Genomic DNA, 19,901 nt, shown 5'->3' with positions numbered 1-19,901 from the left:
GACCGCTCAATGATTCGATCGCGACAAGCACCGGACTAATGCCGGCTCGACGCAAGCCGTCGAATCACCTCATCCAGCTTGGCCATATGGCGAACCTTTCCTTGAAGCGCCTCGCTTGCAGGCTTCGCCGCTCTCGCCGTAGGGTGCCGCACGAGTTCGTGTAGAGGCCGCATCGGGTGACTGAGCAACGCGCTTTCCGCTTCCCGCCCAAGCGCAACGAACCGTACGGTTCGAGGGAACAGGCTGATGAAGTCGGCCAGAATCTGGCCCGTCGCATGTAGCTCGTGATTCGTTGGGCGGCGATTGCTCTGGGCATCTTCGTCCGCGAACGGATGAAACGGGAACGCATTCCATAGCGCAAACTCAGTCGGTCCGAATCCATTGGCAAGCATCGTCTGCCAGACGACCGAGGCGGTTCTCTCATAGACCCCGTAGTCGCGGTCCGTCATTCGAGACAGCGCATCACGGCAACTGGTGCGGGCTGCCGGGCCAGGGAGGTAGTCCGGTAGTGGGCTGTGGTCCGATCCCGTGGCGAAGCTGTTGAGCTTCGTATCGTTGCCAAGCAGAATCCGCTCGGAGGTCATCGCGATGCCTGTGAAACGCCCGCCGCGGCAGCTCAGCGCCTCCGCAATCAGGATGATCTCGACACTCCTTTGGCGGGCTTGCAGGTAGGCCGCAAGTTGTTGCTGGCGAATCCGCGGCGCGTTGATGCCGGGCTGATCGCGCTCATCGGTCTCGGACCATGGATTGAACACGTTCGCCATGCGGCGCCATTCTGCGAGGCACTGAACGAAGTCCTTGGCGGTGGTCATGTAGCCGAAGTTTTGCGAGGCGTTTTCAGGTTCAGTTGCGTCGGGATCTGAAGCGTCTATGGCCGCGAGCCGGCTCTGTCCAACGTATAGCACGTTGCGTAACGCGACCCTCGGTCGCAGCCCGACAATTGATCCGCTGATCGTCGGCGTCGGCATGCGCTTCTGATGCTCGCATCAGAAAACGTGGGCCATAAAAAATGCCGGGAGGTCCCGGCATTTTTTATGGCCGCAACCGGCATCAACGCTCAAGCGCGCAACGAACACCCTCACACCTTGTCGTTCTGAAACCGCATCGCCGTGCCTTCCCGTTCGATCCGAGTCCAGATCGCGCGCTTTTCCTCGTCGCTCAGAAACACCCAGTTCGACACTTCGGTGGCGGTGCGGCCGCAGCCTTTACAGACCTCGTCGAAGAGCGTGGAGCAGACGCCGATGCACGGGCTGTCGGGAAGATCGTGGAGATTCGAAGTCATCGGAAACCTTGAGGCGGGGAGGCGAAGTCCCGCTATGTTAACCGATGCGCGCCGTGCGCCTTGCATGCGCCGCTCAGCGTCGTGCGAACTTCATGTCAATTGCGCTGACCTTTGCGTCTGCGATCACGCCGAAGTCGCCAGTTGCCACATCAGCGCGCCATTGAGCGCAATGATGAACGCCGCCGACAGCCATGACAGCACGAGCGGCACGCCGTGCACGCGCCAGCCGCGCATCAGCGCCGCATCGGACGCGCAGCGGATCAGCGGCACGACCGCGAGCGGCAATTGCAAGCTCAGCACGACCTGGCTCGCGACCAGCAACTGATTCGAGCCATGCTGACCGAACACGCCCACCGCGAGCAGGGCCGGCCCGATCGCGAGCGCACGCGTGAGCAGCGCGCGTTTCCAGCGCGGTAACCGCAGCCGCAGGAAGCCCTCCATCACCGTCTGACCGGCCAGCGTGCCGGTGACGGTCGCGCTGAGTCCGCACGCGAGCAGCGCCGTCGCGAACAGGATGCCGGCCCAGCGGCTGCCGACGAGCGGCGCGATCAGCCGATGCGCATCGGCCAGATCGGTCACGTCGCGATGACCGCTGGCATAGAACACGGCCGCCGCGACGATCAGCAGCGCCGCGTTGATCACGAACGCGAACGCAAGCGAGCCGAAAGTATCGAGATTGACGACGTGCAGCGCGGCCTTGATCTGCGCGTCGCTGCTGTCGGGCGCGTGATGCTTGACGAGCGCCGAATGCAGATACAGGTTGTGCGGCATGACCGTCGCGCCGACGATGCCGGCCGCGAGCCACAGCATGCCCGCGCTTCTGATCAGCTCCAGGCTCGGCACGGTGCCGGCCAGCGCCGCGTGCCAGTCGGGTCGCGCGAGCGCGAGCTGCACGACGAAGCACAGGCCGACGAAGCCGATCAGCGCGGCGATCACCGCCTCCAGCCTGCGGCCGCCTTTCTGCTGGAGCGCGAGCAGCGCGAAGGTGCAGACCGCCGACATCAGCACGCCGACCGTCAGCGACACGCCGAGCAGCAGTTGCAGCGCGACCGCGCTGCCGACCACCTCGGCGACATCGCAGGCGATGATCGCGACCTCGCTCGTCAGCCACAGGAACAGCGTCGCGCGCCGGCCATTGCGCTCGCGGCACAATTGCGCGAGGTCGCGCCCGGTCACGACGCCGAGGCGCGACGACAGCCATTGCATCAGCATCCCCATCAGGCTCGACAGCAGCACGATGCCGAGCAGGCGGTAGCCGTAGCCCGCGCCGGCGCCGAGCGCGGTCGCCCAGTTGCCGGGATCGATATAGCCGACCGCGATCAGCGCGCCGGCGCCGAGGAACGAGAACCAGTGCGCGGGACGCATCGGCTCGCCCGGCAGGCGCCGGCGCCGGTTGGGACGCATCGCGAAAGGATTGGTGTTCATCGTGCCAGAGCTTGTGGGAAACGCATCCTGTTGCAAGTCACATGCCCATCGCACGCGCGCAGCGGCTGGCCGGCCATCGCGCGACGACGTCGCGCAATACGCATCAAAAGATCATGATAGGAGCATTCGAGCCGTCGTGGCGGCGCCGCGGCGCATGAAAGGCGCGCCGGACGCCGACGCGGCTCTGCACCGGCAAGCACCGTCCGGCACTCGCGCGCGCCAGAGCGGCGCACCGTCCAGGCGCGAGCCAACGCCGAGCTGACAACCAGATAACAGCGACGCGATGAAACCCTCGCAGCCTGTGCCCAGCGCGGATAAAGCGCGGCCGACGACCGCGTATTTTTCGGTAGACACGGGCCGATAACCCGTTAAAATTGCGCCCATTTTGCAAGGGTGCGGCCAGAGCCTGTACCGTTTGCGCGACAGCTCCGGGTTTTTTTTTGTGCGGGCAATAATTGGTGGTAGTTTTCGGGGTTTTCAGGGGACCGTGCGGGCGACGGCGCGGCTTGAGTGACGAGAGGATCGGAGAACGGGATGAACAAGCGGATAGTGGGGCATATGGCGGCGCTGATCTTGTGCGCGGCGCCGTGGTTGACGGCCGCTGCGAAGGATACGCAGCTCAACGTGTATAACTGGTCCGACTACATCGCGAAGGACACGATACCGAACTTCACCAAACAGACCGGCATCCAGGTCAAGTACGACAACTACGACAGCGACGACACGCTGCAGGCGAAGCTGCTCACCGGTCACTCGGGCTACGACATCGTCGTGCCGACCAGCAACTACGCGGGCAAGCAGATCGCCGCGGGCATCTTCGAGCCGCTCGACAAATCGAAGCTGCCGAACCTGAAGTACCTCGACCCGTCGCTGATGGCGCTCGTCGCCGGCGCCGATCCAGGCAACAAGTACGTGGTGCCCTGGGCGTACGGCACGACCGGCCTCGGCTACAACGTGACGAAGGTCCAGCAGATCCTCGGCAAGGACGCGCCGCTCGATAGCTGGGACATCCTGTTCAAGCCGGAATACATCTCGAAGCTGAAGGCCTGCGGCGTGTCGGTGCTCGACGCGCCGGACCAGATGTTCGCAGCTGCGCTGCACTACATAGGCAAAGACCCGATGAGCACGAACCCGGCCGACTACCGCGCCGCGCTCGCGATGCTGAAAAAGATCCGCCCGTACATCACGCAGTTCAACTCGTCGGGCTATATCAACGACCTCGTCGGCGGAGACATCTGCTTCGCGTACGGCTGGTCGGGCGACGTCGTGATCGCCAAGCATCGCGCGATCGAGGCGAACAAGCCGTACAAGATCGAGTACTTCGTGCCGAAGGGCGGCGCGCCGGTGTGGTTCGACGTGATGGCGATTCCGAAGGACGCGAAGCACAAGGAAGCCGCGCTCGAGTGGATCAACTACATCGAGACGCCGCAAGTGCACGCCGCGATCACCAACGCCGTGTACTACCCGAGCGTCAATATGGAAGCGCGCAAGTACGTGGACAAGGACGTCGCGAACGATCCGGCCGTGTACCCGTCGCCGGAAACCATCAAGACGCTGTTCCTGTTGAAACCGCTGCCGCAGGAAATCCAGCGGCTGCAAACGCGGCTGTGGACCGAGTTCAAGTCCGGCCGCTAAGCGCGACAACAAACAGATAAGCAGCCTATGAAGCCCTCGGTGTTCACCGGGGGCTTTGTTCGTCAAACGCCGGAGTGAAGCAGCATTATGATGAGTAGTGACCAGCCGGGCGCGCTGGCCGGGACGGCGGTGCCGTCGACGGGCTCGAACGCCGTGACGGGCGACGCAGCGGAGCAGTTCATCCAGATCGTCGATGTCGTGAAGAAGTTCGGCGAGACCGTCGCGGTCAAAGGGGTCAATCTGACGGTGAAGAAGGGCGAGCTGTTCGCGCTGCTCGGCAGCTCGGGCTGCGGCAAGTCGACCCTCCTGCGCATGATGGCCGGGCTCGAAACCGTGACGTCGGGCAAGATCCTGATCGATGGCGAAGATCTCGCGCAACTGCCGCCGTATCGCCGGCCGGTCAACATGATGTTCCAGTCGTACGCGCTCTTTCCGCACATGACTGTCGAGGCGAACGTGGCGTTCGGTCTCAAGCAGGAAGGCGTGTCGAAGGCCGAGCTGAAAGATCGCCTGCACAACGCGCTCGAACTCGTGCAGATGGGCCGCTTCGCGAAGCGCAAGCCGCATCAGCTGTCGGGCGGGCAGCAGCAGCGCGTTGCGCTCGCGCGCTCGCTCGTCAAGCGGCCGAAGCTGCTGCTGCTCGACGAGCCGATGTCGGCGCTCGACAAGCAGATCCGCCAGCGCACGCAGATCGAGCTCGTCAACATTCTCGACCAGGTCGGCGTCACCTGCATGATGGTCACGCACGATCAGGAGGAAGCGATGACGATGGCCAACCGCCTCGCCGTGATGAGCGAAGGCCAGATCGTGCAGCTCGGCACGCCGCATGAAGTCTACGAGTACCCGAACAGCCGTTTCTCGGCGGAATTCATCGGCTCGACCAATCTGTTCGAAGGCCGCACGGTCGAGGACGAGCCCGATCACGTGTTCATCGAAACGCCGGATCTGACGTGCCATTTGCACGTCAATCACGGCATCACCGGTCCGCTCGGCATGCCGGTGACGATCTCGGTGCGCCCCGAACGCATCGCCCTCACGCGTAAGCCGCCGGAGGGCGCCTACAACTGGGGCAGGGGCGTCGTCACGAATATCGCGTACATGGGCGGCTATTCGCTGTATCACGTGAAGCTCGACGGCGGCAAGACCGTGATCGCGAACGTGACGAGCCTGGCGCTCACTGAAATCGATCCGCCATCCTGGGGCGACGAAGTCTACGTGCGCTGGAGCGCATCGGCCGGCGTGGTGCTGACGTCATGAAAGAGGCGCTTTCGTCGTTTTTCGCGTGGCCCGTGCGGCGTCTGAAGTTCAGGGGACGCACCGCGGTGGTGGCGGGGCCGTTCATCTGGCTGCTGCTGTTCTTCCTCGTGCCGTTCCTGCTGGTCGTGAAGATCAGCTTCGCCGATTCGCAGCTCGGCATTCCGCCGTACACGCAGCTCGTCACCTTCGCGGAAGGCGCGCTGCACATCACGCTCGATCTGTCGCACTACGCGTTTCTGTTGACCGACAGCCTGTACTTCGCGACCTATGTGAATTCGGTCGTGGTCGCGGCGATTTCGACCGTGCTGTGTCTGCTGATCGGCTATCCGATGGCGTACTACATCGCGCGCTCCAATCCGGCCACCCGCAATCTGCTGATGATGGCCGTGATGCTGCCATTCTGGACCTCGTTCCTGATCCGCGTGTACGCATGGATCGGCATTCTGAAGAACAACGGGCTGCTGAATAACTTCCTGATGTCGGTCGGCCTGATCCATTCGCCGATCGAGCTGTATCACACGAACACGGCGGTCTATATCGGCATGGTCTATTCGTACCTGCCGTTTCTCGTGATGCCGCTGTACGCGCATCTCGTGAAAATGGACCTGACCTTGCTGGAAGCCGCCTACGACCTCGGCGCGAAGCCGTGGAAGGCGTTCTGGCAGATCACGCTGCCGCTGTCGAAGAACGGCATCATCGCGGGCTGTCTGCTGGTGTTCATTCCGGCGGTCGGCGAGTACGTGATTCCCGAGCTGCTCGGCGGCGCGAACACGCTGATGATTGGCCGCGTGATGTGGAATGAGTTCTTCGACAACGCCGACTGGCCGATGGCGTCCGCCGTCACATGCGCGATGGTGCTGCTGCTGCTGGTGCCAATGGCGCTGTTCCAGCATGCCCAGGCGAAGGCATTGGAGGAGGGCCGCCAATGAAGCCGAATCGCATGCTGCAGCTGATCGCTCTGGGCATCGGCTTTCTGTTTCTGTATATCCCGATCGTCAGCCTCGTCGTGTATTCGTTCAACGAATCGCAACTGATGACGGTGTGGACGCGCTTCTCGACGCGCTGGTACGCGGCGCTGTTGCAGGACGGCGAGCTGATCACGTCGGCGTGGCTGTCGCTGCGTATCGGCCTGCTCACGGCGTTCGCGTCGGTGATCATCGGCACGTGGGCCGGCTTCGTGCTCGCGCGCATGGGGCGCTTTCGCGGCTTCACGCTGTACACCGGCATGATCAACGCGCCGCTGGTGATCCCCGAAGTGATTCAGGGTATCTCGCTATTGCTGCTGTTCATCGAAATGGCGCGCTGGATCGGCTGGCCGGCCGAACGCGGCATCTTCACGATCTGGATCGGTCACGTGATGCTGTGTATTTCGTACGTCGCGATCATCGTGCAATCGCGCGTGCGCGAACTGCATCCGTCGCTCGAGGAAGCCGCGCTCGACCTCGGCGCGACACCGCTGCGCGTGTTCTTCTTCGTCACGCTGCCGCTGATCTCACAGGCGCTGGTGTCGGGCTGGCTGCTGTCGTTCACGCTGTCGATCGACGACGTGGTGCTGTCCGCGTTCCTGTCGGGTCCCGGCTCGACGACCTTGCCGCTCGTCGTGTTCTCGCGCGTGCGACTTGGTCTGAACCCGGAGATGAATGCGCTCGCGACGCTTTTCATCGCGGTCGTCACGGTCGGCGTCGTCGCGGCGAACTTCTTCATGCAACGCGCGGAGCGCAGGCGGGCCGTGATGGCGGTTTGAGCTTGCGCGACGCGCGGGCATCGCGCGCCACGCGCGATCGAACTGGAAATCGCGGCCCTCACTTCTTCTGACGATAGCGATGATCGAGTCCCTTCTGCGCGTGTTGGACTGGCAGCCGCTCTATCGGCTGTGGGAACTGATCGTGATCGTCGTGAAGTTTCTGTGGGAGCTGTTGCAGTTGCTGAGCGGTGGCGGGTAACGAATGCGCCGGCCCATGCCCGCGGCGCCGGATGGCCATTGTGCGGACTCAACGCGCGAAGCGGTAATCCTGCGGCCGCACGCGGCGCGTACGCTTGCGAAAGCTGAACGTGAAGCCGGGCCAGATCGCGGTGACTTTGCCGCTCTGCGTTTGATACCAGCTGTGGCAGCCGCTCGTCCACACCGCGTGCCGCATCTCCTGTTGCAAACGCGTGTTGAAATCGCGCTGCACGTCGGCGCGCAAGGTCATCGTGCGCGCATTCTGTTTGCGCAGCACGCGCAGGCAATCGCCGATATACCGCAGTTGCGACTCGATCATGTAGATCATCGAGTTATGGCCGAGCCCCGTGTTCGGGCCGACGATCATGAAGAAGTTCGGGAAGTTCGCGATGCTCGTGCCGAGATAGGCCTCGGGGCCATCGCGCAGCCATAGCGTGCTGAGGTCGGTGCCGTCGAGGCCGGTCACTTCGAACGGCGCGGGCACGTCGTTGACCTGGAAGCCGGTGCCGCAGATGATCGCGTCCGCGTGGTGGTGCACGCCGTCGTCGGTCACGATGCCATCCGCGACGATCTCGCGGATACCGCTCGTCACGACGTCGACGTTCGGCTGACAGACGGCCGGGTAATAGTCGCTCGACAGCAGCACGCGCTTGCAGCCGAGCCGGTAGTTCGGCGTGAGCTTCGCGCGCAGCGCCGGGTCCTTGACGCGTCGCTGCAGATAGCTGAGACCGAACTTCATCGGCATCTTCATCAGCTTCGGATTGACAACGAACGCGATCCCACGCGACTCGAGCTGCCAATAGATCGCGCTGCGAACGAAGCGCTGCGTGAACGGCAGCGTACGGAACAGCCATTGCGCGCGCAGGCCGATCGGCTTGTCGCGCTTCGGCATCACCCATGGCGCGGTGCGCTGGAACAGAGCCAGATGCGCGACGCGCGGCTGGATTTTCGGCACGAACTGGATCGCGCTCGCGCCGGTGCCGATGACCGCGACGCGTTTGCCGTCGAGCGGATAGGCGTGATCCCAGCGCGCCGAATGGAACAGCTTGCCCTCGAAACGTTCGATGCCGGCGATGCGCGGCAGCGCGGGACGCGACAGCGGACCGTTCGCGGCGATCAGCACGTCGGCCTCGACGATTTCGCGCGCGCCGTTCGTGTCGAGCTCGACGAGCCAGATCTGCCGCGCTTCGTCGAAGCGCGCGGCGCTCACTTTCGCATTGCAACGCACGTAGCGATCGACGCCGTACTTGCGCGCGCAGTGCTGCAGATACGCGAGAATTTCGGCCTGGCTGCTGAACGAGCGCGACCACGCCGGATTCGCCTCGAACGAGAACGAATAGAGATGCGAGGGGACATCGCAGGCCGCGCCGGGGTAGGTATTGTCACGCCACGTGCCGCCGATGCCGCTCGCGGCCTCATAGACCGTAAACGACGTGATGCCCATTTGCTGCAGACGGATGGCCATGCCGATGCCGGCAAAGCCACTGCCGACGATCGCAATGCGCAGCGCGGTGGATGAAGCGGAAGGGGCAGGCGTCACGGCGGTCTCCGGCACGGGGCGAAAGCGGCGGGTGAAACGATAGCGGCTACGGCGCGCTGGACTCGCGCGGCGCGACGGGCAGGGGCGAAATCGCGCGTCTACAGCTGTCTACACACGGCTTAACGCGCAGGGTAGACAACTGTACACATCGCGTCAAGATCGTTTAGAGTGCAGCTATTAAACGCGCATACCGCGCGACGATTGAACGCACGATGACGACCGTCCCCGAAGCAGCGTCCGTCGCCGGCCCGCAGTTGCCGCCCGGCAAGCGCAAGCTGATCGAAGCCGCGCTGCGGTTGACCGCCGGCGGCCGCAGTTTCGCGAGCCTCGGCTTGCGCGAGCTCGCACGCGAGGCGGGGCTCAATCCGAACACGTTCTACCGCCATTTCAGCGCGCTCGACGAGCTTGCGCACGAAGCTGTCGCCTCGGTGAGCCGACGGCTTCGGCCGATGCTGCGGCGCGAGCGCTGGCTCGCCGCGCACGACGAACCGCACAGCGTGCCGCGGCGCGCGTGCGTCGCGTTTTTCGCGTTCGCGCTCGCGAACCGCGAGGCGTTCCTGAGCGCGCTGGCCGAATACCACGGCACGTCGCCGGCTTTGCGCGAAGCGGTGCGCGCGAACCTGCACGAGGTGTCGGCGGAGATGGCGGACGACGTCGTGCAGCTCGAATTGATGCCGCGACTCGCGCGCGAGACCGTCGACGAAGTCTGCACGCAGATCGTGCTGCAACTGTTTCATCTATCCGCTGAATACATCGATGCGAACGCCGCGCGCCGCGACGCATTGATCGATTACGCGGAACGTTTCATCGTGCGGCTGTTTGCGGGGGCGGTCGTGCTCGCGCAGCACGAGGGTAGCCGGGCGGAGTCGGCGCGGGCCTGACCTGAACGAAGGCGGTACACAAAACCGGCAGGCAAAAAACAGGCTCCGCGAAGGAGCCTGTCTTTTCATTCGACGCGGATCGATCGGGTTCGATCAGGTATCGGTCCAACCGCCGGAATCGTCGTTGCTGCCCATGTCGATGCCGCCGCCGCTGCCGTCATCGTTCCAGTCGTTCGAACCCTGACCGAAGTCGAGGCCGCCGCCGTTTCCGCCGTCGTTGCCGCGCCGGCGCAGTTCGTCGGGGTCGACGACCACGTCGCGCTCGACTACGCGGTCACGCCCATGACTGAGCGCCTCGCCAAGCAGCACGCCGGTCAGCAGACCGCCCATGCCGCCACCCATGCCACCGCCTTGCTGCACGATGACCTGCGGCTGCTGCTGATAGGGACCCTGTTGCGGATAAGGCGCTTGCGGGTTGCCGAAGCGGTCGGCCTCCTGCGCGTACGTCGATTGCTGAGCGCTGCCCACGGACGCGGCGGTCGGATCGGGCCGGCCGTCGGCGCGCGCGCGCAGGCTCGCGATGCGCTGCTCGAATTCGTCGAGTGCATAGGGCGGCAGCGGATTCTTGCCGTTCGACAGCGTTTCGACGGCGCCGCGCAACTGTTCTTCGGTCGCTTCGACGTCTTTCTCGAGCAACTCGTGACCCGGCGCGGCGGACAGCTTCACGTCGAGCTTGATCGAACGCACCGTGTTGAGCATGTCGGTGGCGCGCTTCAATTGTGCACGGCGGTCCTCGTCGGCGCGCGTGTCTTCCTGGCTGCGCGCGCGGCGCAAGGTCCAGCGCAGCACGAGCGCGATCACCGCGATCAGAACAATGATACCGATCCACATACCCACCCCCGGACCATGCCGTTGTTGCGCTTGCGACATCATCGCCGACTGTTGCTGCACAGCAGGCGCATTCTGCTGCGCGAACGGATTCGCGGCGTGACGGGTGACGTTGCCGCCCGCGCGTTCCGCGTCGCGGCGCAGGCGCGCTTCGGTTTGCGCGAAGCGGCTCGGGTCGGTGAAGCGGACCTGCGGATCGAGCGTCTTTGCCTGTTGGAGCTGCGCGAGCGCGTCGGCGGAACGGCCTTCGCGATCGAGCACCTGGGCGTACAGATAGTGCGCGTGTGCGTTGTTCGGATGCGCTTGCAACACTTCGGTGAGGCCGGCGTCGGCCTGCTGCCAGTTGCCCTGCGACATCGCCGATTCGATTTGCTGAGCGGTCGGCACCGCGAACGCCGCGGCCGACACGAGCAGCAGCGAAGCGAAGGCGGTTGCGAAAAGTTTTTTCATTTGCGGACCGGGCGGGACGCGCCCGTCTCCATCAGTCGATTGCGGTGGCTGCCTGTGGCGGCCGGTATGCCGGTGCGTTCAGAAGCGAGCGCACCGGCATGTACTGCTACTGCAGTCATTGCTGCGTGTACTTGCTGCGAGGAAGTACACGCATCCAGCACTTACTGCGCCGGCGTATTGAGCTGCTTCTTCAGCGCTTCGAGCCGATCGTCGACGGACGGCCCGCGGTTCAGATCCGCGAGCTTGTCGTCGAGCGCCTTGCCGCTTTTCTCGTCGGCGGAGTTCAGACGTGCGTCGGAACGCGCGTTCGACAGCGCGACTTTATCTTCGAGCTTCTGGAAATCCTCGGACAGGTTCTTGCCGCCGATGCCGCCGAGTGCGGTGGCCGCGGTATCTTTCGCCTGCGCGATCTGCTGCTTGGCTTGCAGGATGTTCGAGCGCGCGTTCAGGTCGTTGCGGCGCGTGCGCATGTCCTCGATCTGGCTTTTCAGTTGCGCGACCGACGGCTCCAGCGAAGTCAGTTCTTTGGTCAGCGCATCGCGTTCGGCTTCGGCCGTGGCCTGCGCGCCGAGCGCTTCACGCGCGAGCGCTTCGTCGCCGGACTGCAGCGCACGGCGAGCACCGTCTTCATACTTCTTCGCCTTGTCCGCGGCAACATCGCGCTTGCTTTGCTGGGTGGCGACCTGCGCCTGAATCTCGATCAGCGAGTTTTCGGCCTTGCCGATGCTGTCGTCGAGTTCGCGCACGATCTGGCGCGAGTCGCGCGACGGATCCTGCACCGAATCGGCCGCATCGTTCAAAAGACCTTTGAGCGTGCGCGAAATGCTGTCAAAAAGCGACATGAAAACCTCCAGAGAATGTGAGCGGCGCCGACGATGCGTGCGCGCCTGACTGCCTTGAACTACTGCTACTTTACGCCGCCGTGCGCCATGCTGCGCAACGTTCGGACCGGAGTTCGGGGCGCACTTGCCAATTGCAATAGCGCGGTCCGTTTTTGTTGAGGCGCAATGCCGGTTGAGGATTGCCTCGATGATGGAAAGCCGCGATGGGCATGGACTTGACGGCGGATATTACACCACCGGCTGTCTTAAAGATGGCTTAATCGATGCGCTACCCGAAGGCGCGAACGATGCGCGAAAAGCCGCTGTTTGCGGGTGTGGGCGGGCGTTACCGAGCGGCGTTTCACGCAGGTGTCACTGATGTAACGATATGCAACGGGGACCCGTTGCGTACGCTCGCCTGCATCGCTCGGATGCAGTGATTGCGGCTCGGTGCGCAGTAATTTTCCGTCACGCTTTGCGTCACGCGAAACGGCCGCCTTCGGCGCTCGGGTCGCTGTGCGGTTCGTCGTCGTCGGAGTCCTGGTCGTTGGGACGGCGCTTGAGTGAGTTGCGCAGACGCGCCGACGTGCCGGGCAGCCGTTTCGACGCGGCGTTGTCGATTGCGTCCGCTTCGGCGTTTTCCGCGTTTTCGGCGGCTCGTGCTGCCGTCAGACGCGCGACGGCTTCGGCGGTGGCCGCGGCCTGTTCGTCCTGCCCGGCGGCGAGCGCGGCGGCGACGCCCGCGGGAAGCAGCGGGGCGGGGGCATCCACAGCGTCGGTCACGGGAGCGGGGCGACCGGCTTGCTGCATCGAGGGCGAAGCCACGGCATCGGCCGCGCCGGCAGCCGCCGGAGCCGCCGCGTCTTTCTCATCCGCTTGCAGCGCTACCGGCAGCGCGGCGCGCGCATAGCGCGTACCGCGCGCGACGCGCTGCAGCGCCGCGTTCAGCGGATCGGGCGCGCGCGGCGCGCGCAGCCGGTCGACGATGCTCGCGGCCTTGACCTGTTCGCTGGTCGCGCCGAAGCTCAGCACCGCGCGCCGCATCAGTTCACTCACGCTGATGCCCAGATCCTCGGCAGTCGCGGTGATCGCACGTTTCTGCGCGGTCGTGACGAATACGACGATGCGCTCACTGGGCTTGGACATGATCGACTCGCAGTCTTGTTAGCATGGGCGGATCGGCGCGTGCCTTCGGATACGGTGTCGGAACCCGTCATCGGAACTGCCGTTGGATCCCGCCGTTGGGGTCCCCATCGCGCGCATCGAGGGACGCGCGCGGGGTTCATCATATGACGAGTTGCGCCGCCACGGAACAAGCGCGGTGCGAAAATCCCGTGGCATCAACGAGTTGTAGTGTTTGCGGCCGGTTTGTCCACAGCCCTTTCAACAGAAAATGTTGATAACCCCGCATAAGCTGCGCGTCGCGCGCACGCTGCAATGCGCGCTGCGCGAAATTACAGACCCTTACCAGGAAAAGGCGGCCGGCAAAGGGAATTCTTACAAAAAAACTGCCTTGGACCGCTGCCGATTTCTTTAAAATGCGCTGTTACGTTGCGCCGGACATGGTCCGTGGCGTGCCGTGCGGCCAGCCGGGGGCAAGGTCCGCAGGGCAGCGTACGTCCCTGCCAGGATGTCGAACACGACCCATGCGCGCGCCGCGAGCGCGTGCAGACAGGCGCGCAGTTGCGGGCCCATTATTCCAGTCATGCCAATCATCAAACGACCGCATTCCTCGAACTCTCCGGCCGGTGAAGACCGGGACTCCCACCAACGCACCCCTGGACGCAATGCCGCTTCGCGCGAGCCCGGGCGCGGCCGTCGTTCGATCGGCGCGTCGCTCGTGCTGTGGTTCTTCGGCCTGATCGCGACCGTCGTCGTGGTCGGGGCGCTGATCGTCGGCTATGCGCTCGTCGTGATGGGGCCGCAATTGCCGTCGCTCGACGCGCTGACCGACTATCGCCCGAAAGTGCCGCTGCGCGTCTACACCGCCGATCACGTGCTGATCGGCGAATTCGGCGAGGAGCGGCGCAGCCTCGTGCGCTTCCAGGACATCCCCGACCAGATGAAAAAAGCCGTGCTCGCGATCGAGGACTACCGCTTTTACGAACACGGCGGCGTCGACTTCGTCGGCATCCTGCGCGCCGGTTTCGCCGACCTTGCGCATGGCGGCGCGTCGCAGGGCGCGAGCACGATCACGATGCAGGTCGCGCGCAACTTCTTCCTCTCCAGCGAGAAGACGTACACGCGCAAGATCTACGAGATGCTGCTCGCGTACAAGATCGAGCGCGCGCTGACGAAGGACCAGATCCTCGAGCTGTACATGAACCAGATCTATCTGGGCGAGCGCGCGTACGGCTTCGCCGCGGCCGCGCGCGTGTACTTCGGCAAGGACCTGAAGGACCTCACGCTGGCCCAGGCCGCGATGCTCGCGGGCCTGCCGAAGGCGCCGTCCGCGTATAACCCGGTCGTCAATCCGAAGCGCGCGAAGATCCGTCAGGAGTACATCCTGCGACGCATGCTCGAGCTGAACTACATCACGCAGCAGCAGTACGACCAGGCCGTGAAGGAAGAGATTCACACGAAGAATCCGGGCAACGAGTACAGCGTGCACGCCGAGTACGTCGCCGAAATGGTGCGGCAGATGATGTACGCGCAGTACAAGGACGAAACCTATACGCGCGGCCTGAACGTGACCACCACGATCGATTCCGCCGATCAGGACGCCGCGTATCGCGCGGTGCGCAAGGGCGTGATGGACTACGAGCGGCGCCACGGCTATCGCGGACCGGAAGGCTTCGTGCAGTTGCCCGAGGCGGGCGACGACCGCGACCAGACGATCGACGACGCGCTGACCGATCACCCGGACAACGGCGAGATCATCGCCGGCGTGGTGACGGACGCGAGCCCGAAGCAGGTGGCCGCGCAACTGGTCGACGGTACGCAGGTGACGGTGTCGGGCGACGGCCTGCGCTTCGTCGCCGCGGCGCTGAGCCCGCGCGCGAACGCGACGCTGCGCATCAAGCCGGGTTCGATCGTGCGCCTCGTCGCCGACGACAAGGGCAACTGGCAGATCACGCAGTTGCCGCAGGTCGAGGGCGCGCTCGTGTCGCTGACGCCGCAGGACGGCGCGATCCGCGCGCTGATCGGCGGTTTCGACTTCAACAAGAACAAGTTCAACCATGTAACGCAAGCGTGGCGGCAGCCGGGTTCGAGCTTCAAGCCGTTCATCTATTCGGCGGCGCTCGACAAGGGGCTCGCACCGGCGACGATCATCAACGACGCGCCGCTGTACTTCCCGCCGAGCACGCCGGGCGGCGACGCGTGGGAGCCGAAGGACGACGATCAGCCTGATGGTCCGATGTCGATGCGCGTCGCGCTGCAGAAGTCGAAGAACCTCGTGTCGATCCGCATCCTGTCGTTCATCGGCACCAGGTACGCGCAGGATTTCGTCACGCAGCGCTTTGGCTTCGACGCCGACAAGACCCCGCCGTATCTGCCGATGGCGCTGGGCGCGGGCCTCGTCACGCCGCTGCAGTCGGCGGGCGCGTACTCGGTGTTCGCGAACGGCGGCTACCGGATCAATCCGTATCTGATCAACGAAGTGACCGACGCGCGTGGCGTGGCGATCTCGCGCGCGCAGCCGCTCGTCGCTGGGCACGACGCGCCGCGCACGCTCGAGCCGCGTAACGCATACATCATGAACAGCCTGTTGCACTCGGTCGCGACCGCGGGTACGGGCGCGGGCACCAACGTGTTGAAGCGCTCGGACCTGCAGGGCAAGACCGGTACGACCAACGACGCGAAGGACGGCTGGTTCGCCGGCTATCAGCAGTCGCTGGTGGCGGTTGCGTGGATGGGCTACGACCAGCCGAAGAGTCTCGGCAGCCGCGAATTCGGCGCGCAGCTCGCGCTGCCGATCTGGATCGAGTACATGCAGCGCGCGCTGCGCGGTGTGCCACAGGCCGAGCCGCAGCAACCCGACGGTGTGACGGTGATGAACGGCGAGCTGTTCTTTACCGACAAGTTGCCGGGGCAAGGCTTCGTCGCGAGCATCGGTCTCGATTCGGGCAATCCGATGGCCGGCGCGACCGATGCGGTGGGCGGGGTCGGCCCGGCGGGCATGACGCCGCCGGTGGTGCCGCCGCCGAGCGTGTCGACGACCGAGAAGAAGCAGATCATGGATCTGTTCGAATCGAACAAGCCTTGATGTCTCGGATGGCGGGTGCGCGGGGGGCCGCGGATTCTTAAGCGATACGGGCACCGGCCCGCTCTCGCCGCATACCGTCATGTCAGCGGCGAAACACCTCGACGCGAGGCACATCGTCGGAAAAAGCGGACTGAAGTGCCCACTCCTCGTAGCGTTTCGCGCCGGCAAGATGCTCTGATAACTTCATGGTCAGATCATGCCAGGCTGAATCGCCTTCCGGCACGGTCATGGTACGGCCATCGTCTAGCCGGACGAGCAATACGATCGAATTTCCAATCCATTGTTCTGACCGCGTAGCGACGATTTCGCAAATATCTTCCCAGGCAATCTGTTGCTCGCCTTGCTGATTTGTCACGACGAGACCCTTATCGCTCAGGGATAGAGCGAAGGAGAATCTGCGTGACGGCAGGCGTCCTAGCAGCCAGGAGTTGATCCGGCTCATTATCATGTCGTAGCTCTATTTCCATTTGATTGGGGCGAGGCGCCAGATATTCTCTGCGGCCTCCTTGCCGACATGGTGGCCGAGCCAGCTCGCCATCATTCCACCGGCAATACCCCCCAGCACAATTGCCCCGCCTTCCGCCAACTCTCCTACGACCGGAATCATCAACGATGGCGCGGCCCATGTGCCAGCCCATGCCGCGCCAGCCGCCGCACCTGCCCACATGCCTCCCGTGCCCGCTGCCAATCCACCGATGGCTCCTGCAAATTCCTCAGTCGCTACTCGCGCTTTGTCCTTCTGCGGCGCTTTCTCGATGACTACGCCGACGGCAACAATCTCAATCACGATGCCGGCGGACCCAGCCATCCGGCCTACAAATGCGATACGGTTAACGACAGACCGCGTTTTGCCGACGCTCAGCAGAACCGCTTCTATATTGCCTTTTTTTCGAAGCAGGGTGTCCAGGGTTGGCAAATTTTTGGATGGTTTGAGCGCCTCAGAGTAAAAGCGCCCGAATGGACTTAGACGCCTGCGCATTTCAATCACCAAACCGTTGCGTTGCACTTCGACCAATTGTCTGGCTTCCTCGTGAGTGATATTCCCACGCTGAAGGAGTCGCTTGGCCTGTTGCTGAATTACGGAATTCGTCTTGTCATAGATGTGTCTTGCATATCCGTCCCAAGCCATATTCGCGGCGACGGGAAGCTGAATGTTAACTACATCTGAAACTTTAGCTGTATAGCTGTATCGTGTTCTACTTTGATCTGCCATTATCTAACTCGCATTGAGAAAATCGAAAATCTTGCATAGTCTATATGGCGAATCATCCTAAAATTGCGGCGATAGCTACCGTGACCTAAGCGCACTGTGCGCGGCAACCGTGACTCAAAGCAGTGCGCGGGTAGCCCAAAACTGGACGGAAAGGAAACGCACGAAAAAAGTATGAGCAAGTGTTAAATAACGGGATGCAGATCCAACGCAAATCATCGTCATGACCTCGGATATTGATGATATCTCCAATCGAGAGCCCTTTTTCGCGATTCTGATACAGTTCTATTCACCACAGACTCACGATGGGCGTCCGATCGATCTTTGAAATAGACAACGGTTTGAAATGAACGAAAGTGAAACCTTTGAGCGTCGCCGTTTAGTGGCAGTGGCACAGGCAATGTTGGACGGCAATCTATTCGTTCTTGAAGGGGCGGCGCAGCTACTCGCTCTTAAGAATCAGTTAGACGGGATTGCCGATCGCGATCCGGACTTTGATGTCTTCGTCGTCATTCGATCAGAGACCGATCATTTGCCTTTCGAAGCGCAACGGTCGCAGTGGCTATCTGAGGCGCTTGCTCGTCTTCAGCCCGAGTTCAAAAGCTCGCAAGAGTGGGCAAGTTCTTTCGCGCCTCAAGCATGCATCGATCTGATAGCACGATTCAGTGATCGATAAACACCGTTGAGGCGCTGCAGAGCACGCGTCCTGTGGCTTGCTTCTGATTCGTTTTGCACCGTACAAACAAATCGTATTAGGTTCAATGCGTTAGCCCGTTGTTCAGACAGTTTTCAACAGGCTCATCAACACGGACTGGGGATAAGTGCGCCGCGTTCCGTACGGAATCCGAGATTTAGTTGGATGTCGCCGTGTTCGTCGTCCCAACCGATGCAGGCGCAGAAGCCGAAGTCGCCGCAGCCGATGATGCGCCTGCCTGATCAACCAGCGGATTCCCCATCGCCTGAAACAACGCCGCCGTATCCGTCAGCCGCGCGCTCATATAGCGGATCTCATCGAGCTGCGCGTTGCGCCATTGCTGCTCGCTCGAACGCGTCGCGGCGACGGGCAGCGCGCCGAGCCGATAGCGCGCCGAGGTTTCGTTGAACACGCCCTGTGCCGAACGCGCGGCGACGTTCGCGGCGTCGAGCGACTGCGCGTCGTGCTCGAGTGAGGCGAGCGTGTCGGCGACGTTCTGAAACGCGGCCAGCACGGTCTGTTTGTACTGCGACACGCTCGCTTCATACGTGTGCTGCGCCGCGCGGCGCTGCGCGAGCAGCGCGCCGCCATGAAACAGCGGTTGCGACAGCGACGCGCCGATGCTCCAGATGGCCCCCGCACCGGACATCGCGACCGGCCAGCTAAACCCGCCTTGTCCCATCGATGCCGACAGCGACAGACTCGGGAACATCTGCGCGGTGGCGACGCCGACATCGGTCGCAGCGGCCTTCAGCGCGGCGTCGGCGGCCTCGATGTCAGGCCGCGTGCGCAGCAGCTCCGACGGCACGACCACCGGCACCTGCTCCGGCACATGCAACTGCGCGAGATCGATGTCGTCGGGCGCTGCATCGGGTGTGCGGCCAAGCAGCACCGCGAGCGCGTGACGCGTAGTGAGCCACTGTTGCTTCAGCGCCGGCAGACTCGCCGACACGCTCGCCGCGCTCTGCTGCGCGTTCAGCAGATCGGCATGCGATACCGCACCGAGCGCGAAGCGCCGCTCGGTATCGCGCGCCTGATCGTTGGCGAGAACCACGAGCCGCTCGGTCGTATCGATCTGCGCGTGCAGCGCGGCGCTCGTGATCGTCGCGGTCACGATGTTCGCGGCGAGCGCGCGCCGCGCCGCCTCGAGCTGGTAGACCTGCACGTTCACGCGCGCGGCGAGCGCCGCGTTCGCGAGACGCGCGGCGCCGAACAGATCGAACGTGTAGTGCGCCTGCAACTGGCCGACGAACACGTTGTACAGAAACGTGTTCGGTCCGATCTCGGGGATCGCGAGCGCGCGATTGCGGGTGGCCTGGCCGCCGGCGTCGATGGTCGGCAGCAGCGAGCTGCCGACCTGCGCGCGCAATTGCTCGCGCGCGGCCGCGAGACTGCGGTCGGTCGCGTCGAGCGTCGGACTATTGCGCAGGCCTTCGTCGACGAGCGCGTTCAGCGCATCCGAGCGGTACAGCTTCCACCATTCGGGCACCGGCTGCGCGCCGGTCACGAACTGCTGCGTGACGCCCTGCGCGGGCACGGTTTGCGTCGGTAGCGGCTCGGCACCGTAGTGCGCGGGCCGCGGCATCGCGGGCGCGTCGCCGTTCGGTCCGAACGAGCAGGCGCCGAGCATGCAGGTGATGCTGGCGATGCTCGCGGCAAGCGTGGTGCGGGCCAGCGCGTCGAAGCGCGCGCGGCGTTGGGGGGAGAGGGCGGGAATAGTCATGCTCGT

At 63.8% G+C, this 19,901-nt stretch carries 17 protein-coding genes; 7 read left to right on the top strand and 10 right to left on the bottom strand.

Annotated features, from left to right (window positions below; all coding sequences use genetic code 11):
* Positions 1-35 precede the first annotated feature (35 nt).
* The 3 genes from HDG34_RS00365 to HDG34_RS00355 form a co-directional block, all read right to left on the bottom strand.
* The gene (locus HDG34_RS00365) at positions 36-968 is read right to left on the bottom strand and encodes a uracil-DNA glycosylase (RefSeq protein ID WP_260320944.1); all 933 of its coding nucleotides are present in this window, start codon (positions 966-968) and stop codon (positions 36-38) included.
* A gap of 110 nt (positions 969-1,078) precedes the next feature.
* Complete coding sequence (locus tag HDG34_RS00360) at positions 1,079-1,282, bottom strand: DUF1289 domain-containing protein (protein ID WP_090800501.1); 204 nt, start codon at positions 1,280-1,282, stop codon at positions 1,079-1,081.
* A 123-nt stretch (positions 1,283-1,405) separates the two neighbouring features.
* Positions 1,406-2,707 carry an Nramp family divalent metal transporter gene (locus tag HDG34_RS00355; protein WP_184056796.1) on the bottom strand — a complete coding sequence of 434 codons (1,302 nt, stop codon included), beginning with the start codon at positions 2,705-2,707 and terminating at the stop codon, positions 1,406-1,408.
* A gap of 534 nt (positions 2,708-3,241) precedes the next feature.
* On the opposite strand from HDG34_RS00355, the gene HDG34_RS00350 reads away from it, so the two are divergent.
* The 4 genes from HDG34_RS00350 (at position 3,242) to HDG34_RS00335 (ending at position 7,343) form a co-directional block, all read left to right on the top strand.
* Positions 3,242-4,342 carry a polyamine ABC transporter substrate-binding protein gene (locus tag HDG34_RS00350; RefSeq protein ID WP_184056793.1) on the top strand — a complete coding sequence of 367 codons (1,101 nt, stop codon included), beginning with the start codon at positions 3,242-3,244 and terminating at the stop codon, positions 4,340-4,342.
* A 90-nt stretch (positions 4,343-4,432) separates the two neighbouring features.
* Positions 4,433-5,599, top strand: a complete 1,167-nt coding sequence (locus tag HDG34_RS00345; RefSeq protein WP_184056790.1) for an ABC transporter ATP-binding protein — start codon at positions 4,433-4,435, stop codon at positions 5,597-5,599.
* Entirely contained in the window at positions 5,596-6,528 is a 933-nt protein-coding gene (locus tag HDG34_RS00340; RefSeq protein ID WP_184056787.1) for an ABC transporter permease subunit, read from the top strand. Before HDG34_RS00345 ends, HDG34_RS00340 begins: the two co-directional genes overlap by 4 nt.
* Positions 6,525-7,343, top strand: coding sequence for an ABC transporter permease subunit (locus tag HDG34_RS00335; protein ID WP_184056784.1), 819 nt, complete (start codon positions 6,525-6,527; stop codon positions 7,341-7,343). The genes HDG34_RS00340 and HDG34_RS00335 overlap by 4 nt, the downstream gene beginning before the upstream one ends.
* Positions 7,344-7,590: 247 nt before the next feature.
* On the opposite strand, the gene HDG34_RS00330 is transcribed toward HDG34_RS00335, so the two are convergent.
* Complete coding sequence (locus HDG34_RS00330) at positions 7,591-9,081, bottom strand: NAD(P)/FAD-dependent oxidoreductase (protein ID WP_184056779.1); 1,491 nt, start codon at positions 9,079-9,081, stop codon at positions 7,591-7,593.
* Positions 9,082-9,293: 212 nt separating this feature from the next.
* Between HDG34_RS00330 and HDG34_RS00325 the strand changes: the two genes are divergently transcribed.
* Positions 9,294-9,962, top strand: a complete 669-nt coding sequence (locus HDG34_RS00325) for a TetR family transcriptional regulator (protein WP_184056776.1) — start codon at positions 9,294-9,296, stop codon at positions 9,960-9,962.
* Between the two features lie 93 nt (positions 9,963-10,055).
* On the opposite strand, the gene HDG34_RS00320 is transcribed toward HDG34_RS00325, so the two are convergent.
* The 3 genes from HDG34_RS00320 to HDG34_RS00310 all read right to left on the bottom strand — a co-directional run bounded on the left by HDG34_RS00320 (position 10,056) and on the right by HDG34_RS00310 (position 13,207).
* Positions 10,056-11,240 (bottom strand): tetratricopeptide repeat protein, encoded by a 1,185-nt coding sequence (locus HDG34_RS00320; protein ID WP_184056773.1) that lies wholly within the window; start codon positions 11,238-11,240, stop codon positions 10,056-10,058.
* A gap of 161 nt (positions 11,241-11,401) precedes the next feature.
* Positions 11,402-12,082: a PspA/IM30 family protein gene (locus tag HDG34_RS00315; protein WP_018417715.1), complete on the bottom strand. Its 681-nt coding sequence runs from the start codon at positions 12,080-12,082 to the stop codon at positions 11,402-11,404.
* Positions 12,083-12,541: 459 nt separating this feature from the next.
* Positions 12,542-13,207, bottom strand: a complete 666-nt coding sequence (locus HDG34_RS00310; RefSeq protein ID WP_184056770.1) for a hypothetical protein — start codon at positions 13,205-13,207, stop codon at positions 12,542-12,544.
* A 559-nt stretch (positions 13,208-13,766) separates the two neighbouring features.
* Between HDG34_RS00310 and HDG34_RS00305 the strand changes: the two genes are divergently transcribed.
* Positions 13,767-16,268: a penicillin-binding protein 1A gene (locus tag HDG34_RS00305; RefSeq protein ID WP_184056766.1), complete on the top strand. Its 2,502-nt coding sequence runs from the start codon at positions 13,767-13,769 to the stop codon at positions 16,266-16,268.
* Positions 16,269-16,350: 82 nt separating this feature from the next.
* On the opposite strand, the gene HDG34_RS00300 is transcribed toward HDG34_RS00305, so the two are convergent.
* The gene (locus tag HDG34_RS00300; protein ID WP_143037174.1) at positions 16,351-16,710 is read right to left on the bottom strand and encodes a hypothetical protein; all 360 of its coding nucleotides are present in this window, start codon (positions 16,708-16,710) and stop codon (positions 16,351-16,353) included.
* 15 nt (positions 16,711-16,725) lie between these two features.
* The gene (locus tag HDG34_RS00295; protein ID WP_184056763.1) at positions 16,726-17,481 is read right to left on the bottom strand and encodes a hypothetical protein; all 756 of its coding nucleotides are present in this window, start codon (positions 17,479-17,481) and stop codon (positions 16,726-16,728) included.
* Between the two features lie 343 nt (positions 17,482-17,824).
* On the opposite strand from HDG34_RS00295, the gene HDG34_RS00290 reads away from it, so the two are divergent.
* Positions 17,825-18,154 (top strand): DUF2489 domain-containing protein, encoded by a 330-nt coding sequence (locus HDG34_RS00290; RefSeq protein WP_184056759.1) that lies wholly within the window; start codon positions 17,825-17,827, stop codon positions 18,152-18,154.
* A 175-nt stretch (positions 18,155-18,329) separates the two neighbouring features.
* Here HDG34_RS00290 and HDG34_RS00285 read toward each other — a convergent pair whose 3' ends face one another.
* Positions 18,330-19,895, bottom strand: coding sequence for an efflux transporter outer membrane subunit (locus tag HDG34_RS00285; protein WP_184056756.1), 1,566 nt, complete (start codon positions 19,893-19,895; stop codon positions 18,330-18,332).
* Between the last annotated feature and the right edge of the window lie 6 nt (positions 19,896-19,901).

It is taken from the genome of Paraburkholderia sp. HC6.4b (genome assembly GCF_014200875.1).
GTDB lineage: Bacteria > Pseudomonadota > Gammaproteobacteria > Burkholderiales > Burkholderiaceae > Paraburkholderia > Paraburkholderia tuberum.
Note: the sequence above shows the minus strand (reverse complement) of the source record. Positions and strands in the feature narration are given on the sequence as shown.

What these genes read in the sequence shown, in the direction of transcription:
- HDG34_RS00310 (WP_184056770.1), bottom strand. Translation starts at nt 13,207, where the DNA reads ATGTCCAAGCCCAGTGAGCGCATCGTCGTATTCGTCACGACCGCGCAG.
- HDG34_RS00345 (WP_184056790.1), top strand. Translation starts at nt 4,433, where the DNA reads ATGAGTAGTGACCAGCCGGGCGCGCTGGCCGGGACGGCGGTGCCGTCG.
- HDG34_RS00290 (WP_184056759.1), top strand. Translation starts at nt 17,825, where the DNA reads ATGAACGAAAGTGAAACCTTTGAGCGTCGCCGTTTAGTGGCAGTGGCA.
- HDG34_RS00340 (WP_184056787.1), top strand. Translation starts at nt 5,596, where the DNA reads ATGAAAGAGGCGCTTTCGTCGTTTTTCGCGTGGCCCGTGCGGCGTCTG.
- HDG34_RS00320 (WP_184056773.1), bottom strand. Translation starts at nt 11,240, where the DNA reads ATGAAAAAACTTTTCGCAACCGCCTTCGCTTCGCTGCTGCTCGTGTCG.
- HDG34_RS00285 (WP_184056756.1), bottom strand. Translation starts at nt 19,895, where the DNA reads ATGACTATTCCCGCCCTCTCCCCCCAACGCCGCGCGCGCTTCGACGCG.
- HDG34_RS00315 (WP_018417715.1), bottom strand. Translation starts at nt 12,082, where the DNA reads ATGTCGCTTTTTGACAGCATTTCGCGCACGCTCAAAGGTCTTTTGAAC.
- HDG34_RS00360 (WP_090800501.1), bottom strand. Translation starts at nt 1,282, where the DNA reads ATGACTTCGAATCTCCACGATCTTCCCGACAGCCCGTGCATCGGCGTC.
- HDG34_RS00350 (WP_184056793.1), top strand. Translation starts at nt 3,242, where the DNA reads ATGAACAAGCGGATAGTGGGGCATATGGCGGCGCTGATCTTGTGCGCG.
- HDG34_RS00305 (WP_184056766.1), top strand. Translation starts at nt 13,767, where the DNA reads ATGCCAATCATCAAACGACCGCATTCCTCGAACTCTCCGGCCGGTGAA.
- HDG34_RS00335 (WP_184056784.1), top strand. Translation starts at nt 6,525, where the DNA reads ATGAAGCCGAATCGCATGCTGCAGCTGATCGCTCTGGGCATCGGCTTT.
- HDG34_RS00355 (WP_184056796.1), bottom strand. Translation starts at nt 2,707, where the DNA reads ATGAACACCAATCCTTTCGCGATGCGTCCCAACCGGCGCCGGCGCCTG.
- HDG34_RS00325 (WP_184056776.1), top strand. Translation starts at nt 9,294, where the DNA reads ATGACGACCGTCCCCGAAGCAGCGTCCGTCGCCGGCCCGCAGTTGCCG.
- HDG34_RS00365 (WP_260320944.1), bottom strand. Translation starts at nt 968, where the DNA reads ATGCCGACGCCGACGATCAGCGGATCAATTGTCGGGCTGCGACCGAGG.
- HDG34_RS00295 (WP_184056763.1), bottom strand. Translation starts at nt 17,481, where the DNA reads ATGGCAGATCAAAGTAGAACACGATACAGCTATACAGCTAAAGTTTCA.
- HDG34_RS00300 (WP_143037174.1), bottom strand. Translation starts at nt 16,710, where the DNA reads ATGAGCCGGATCAACTCCTGGCTGCTAGGACGCCTGCCGTCACGCAGA.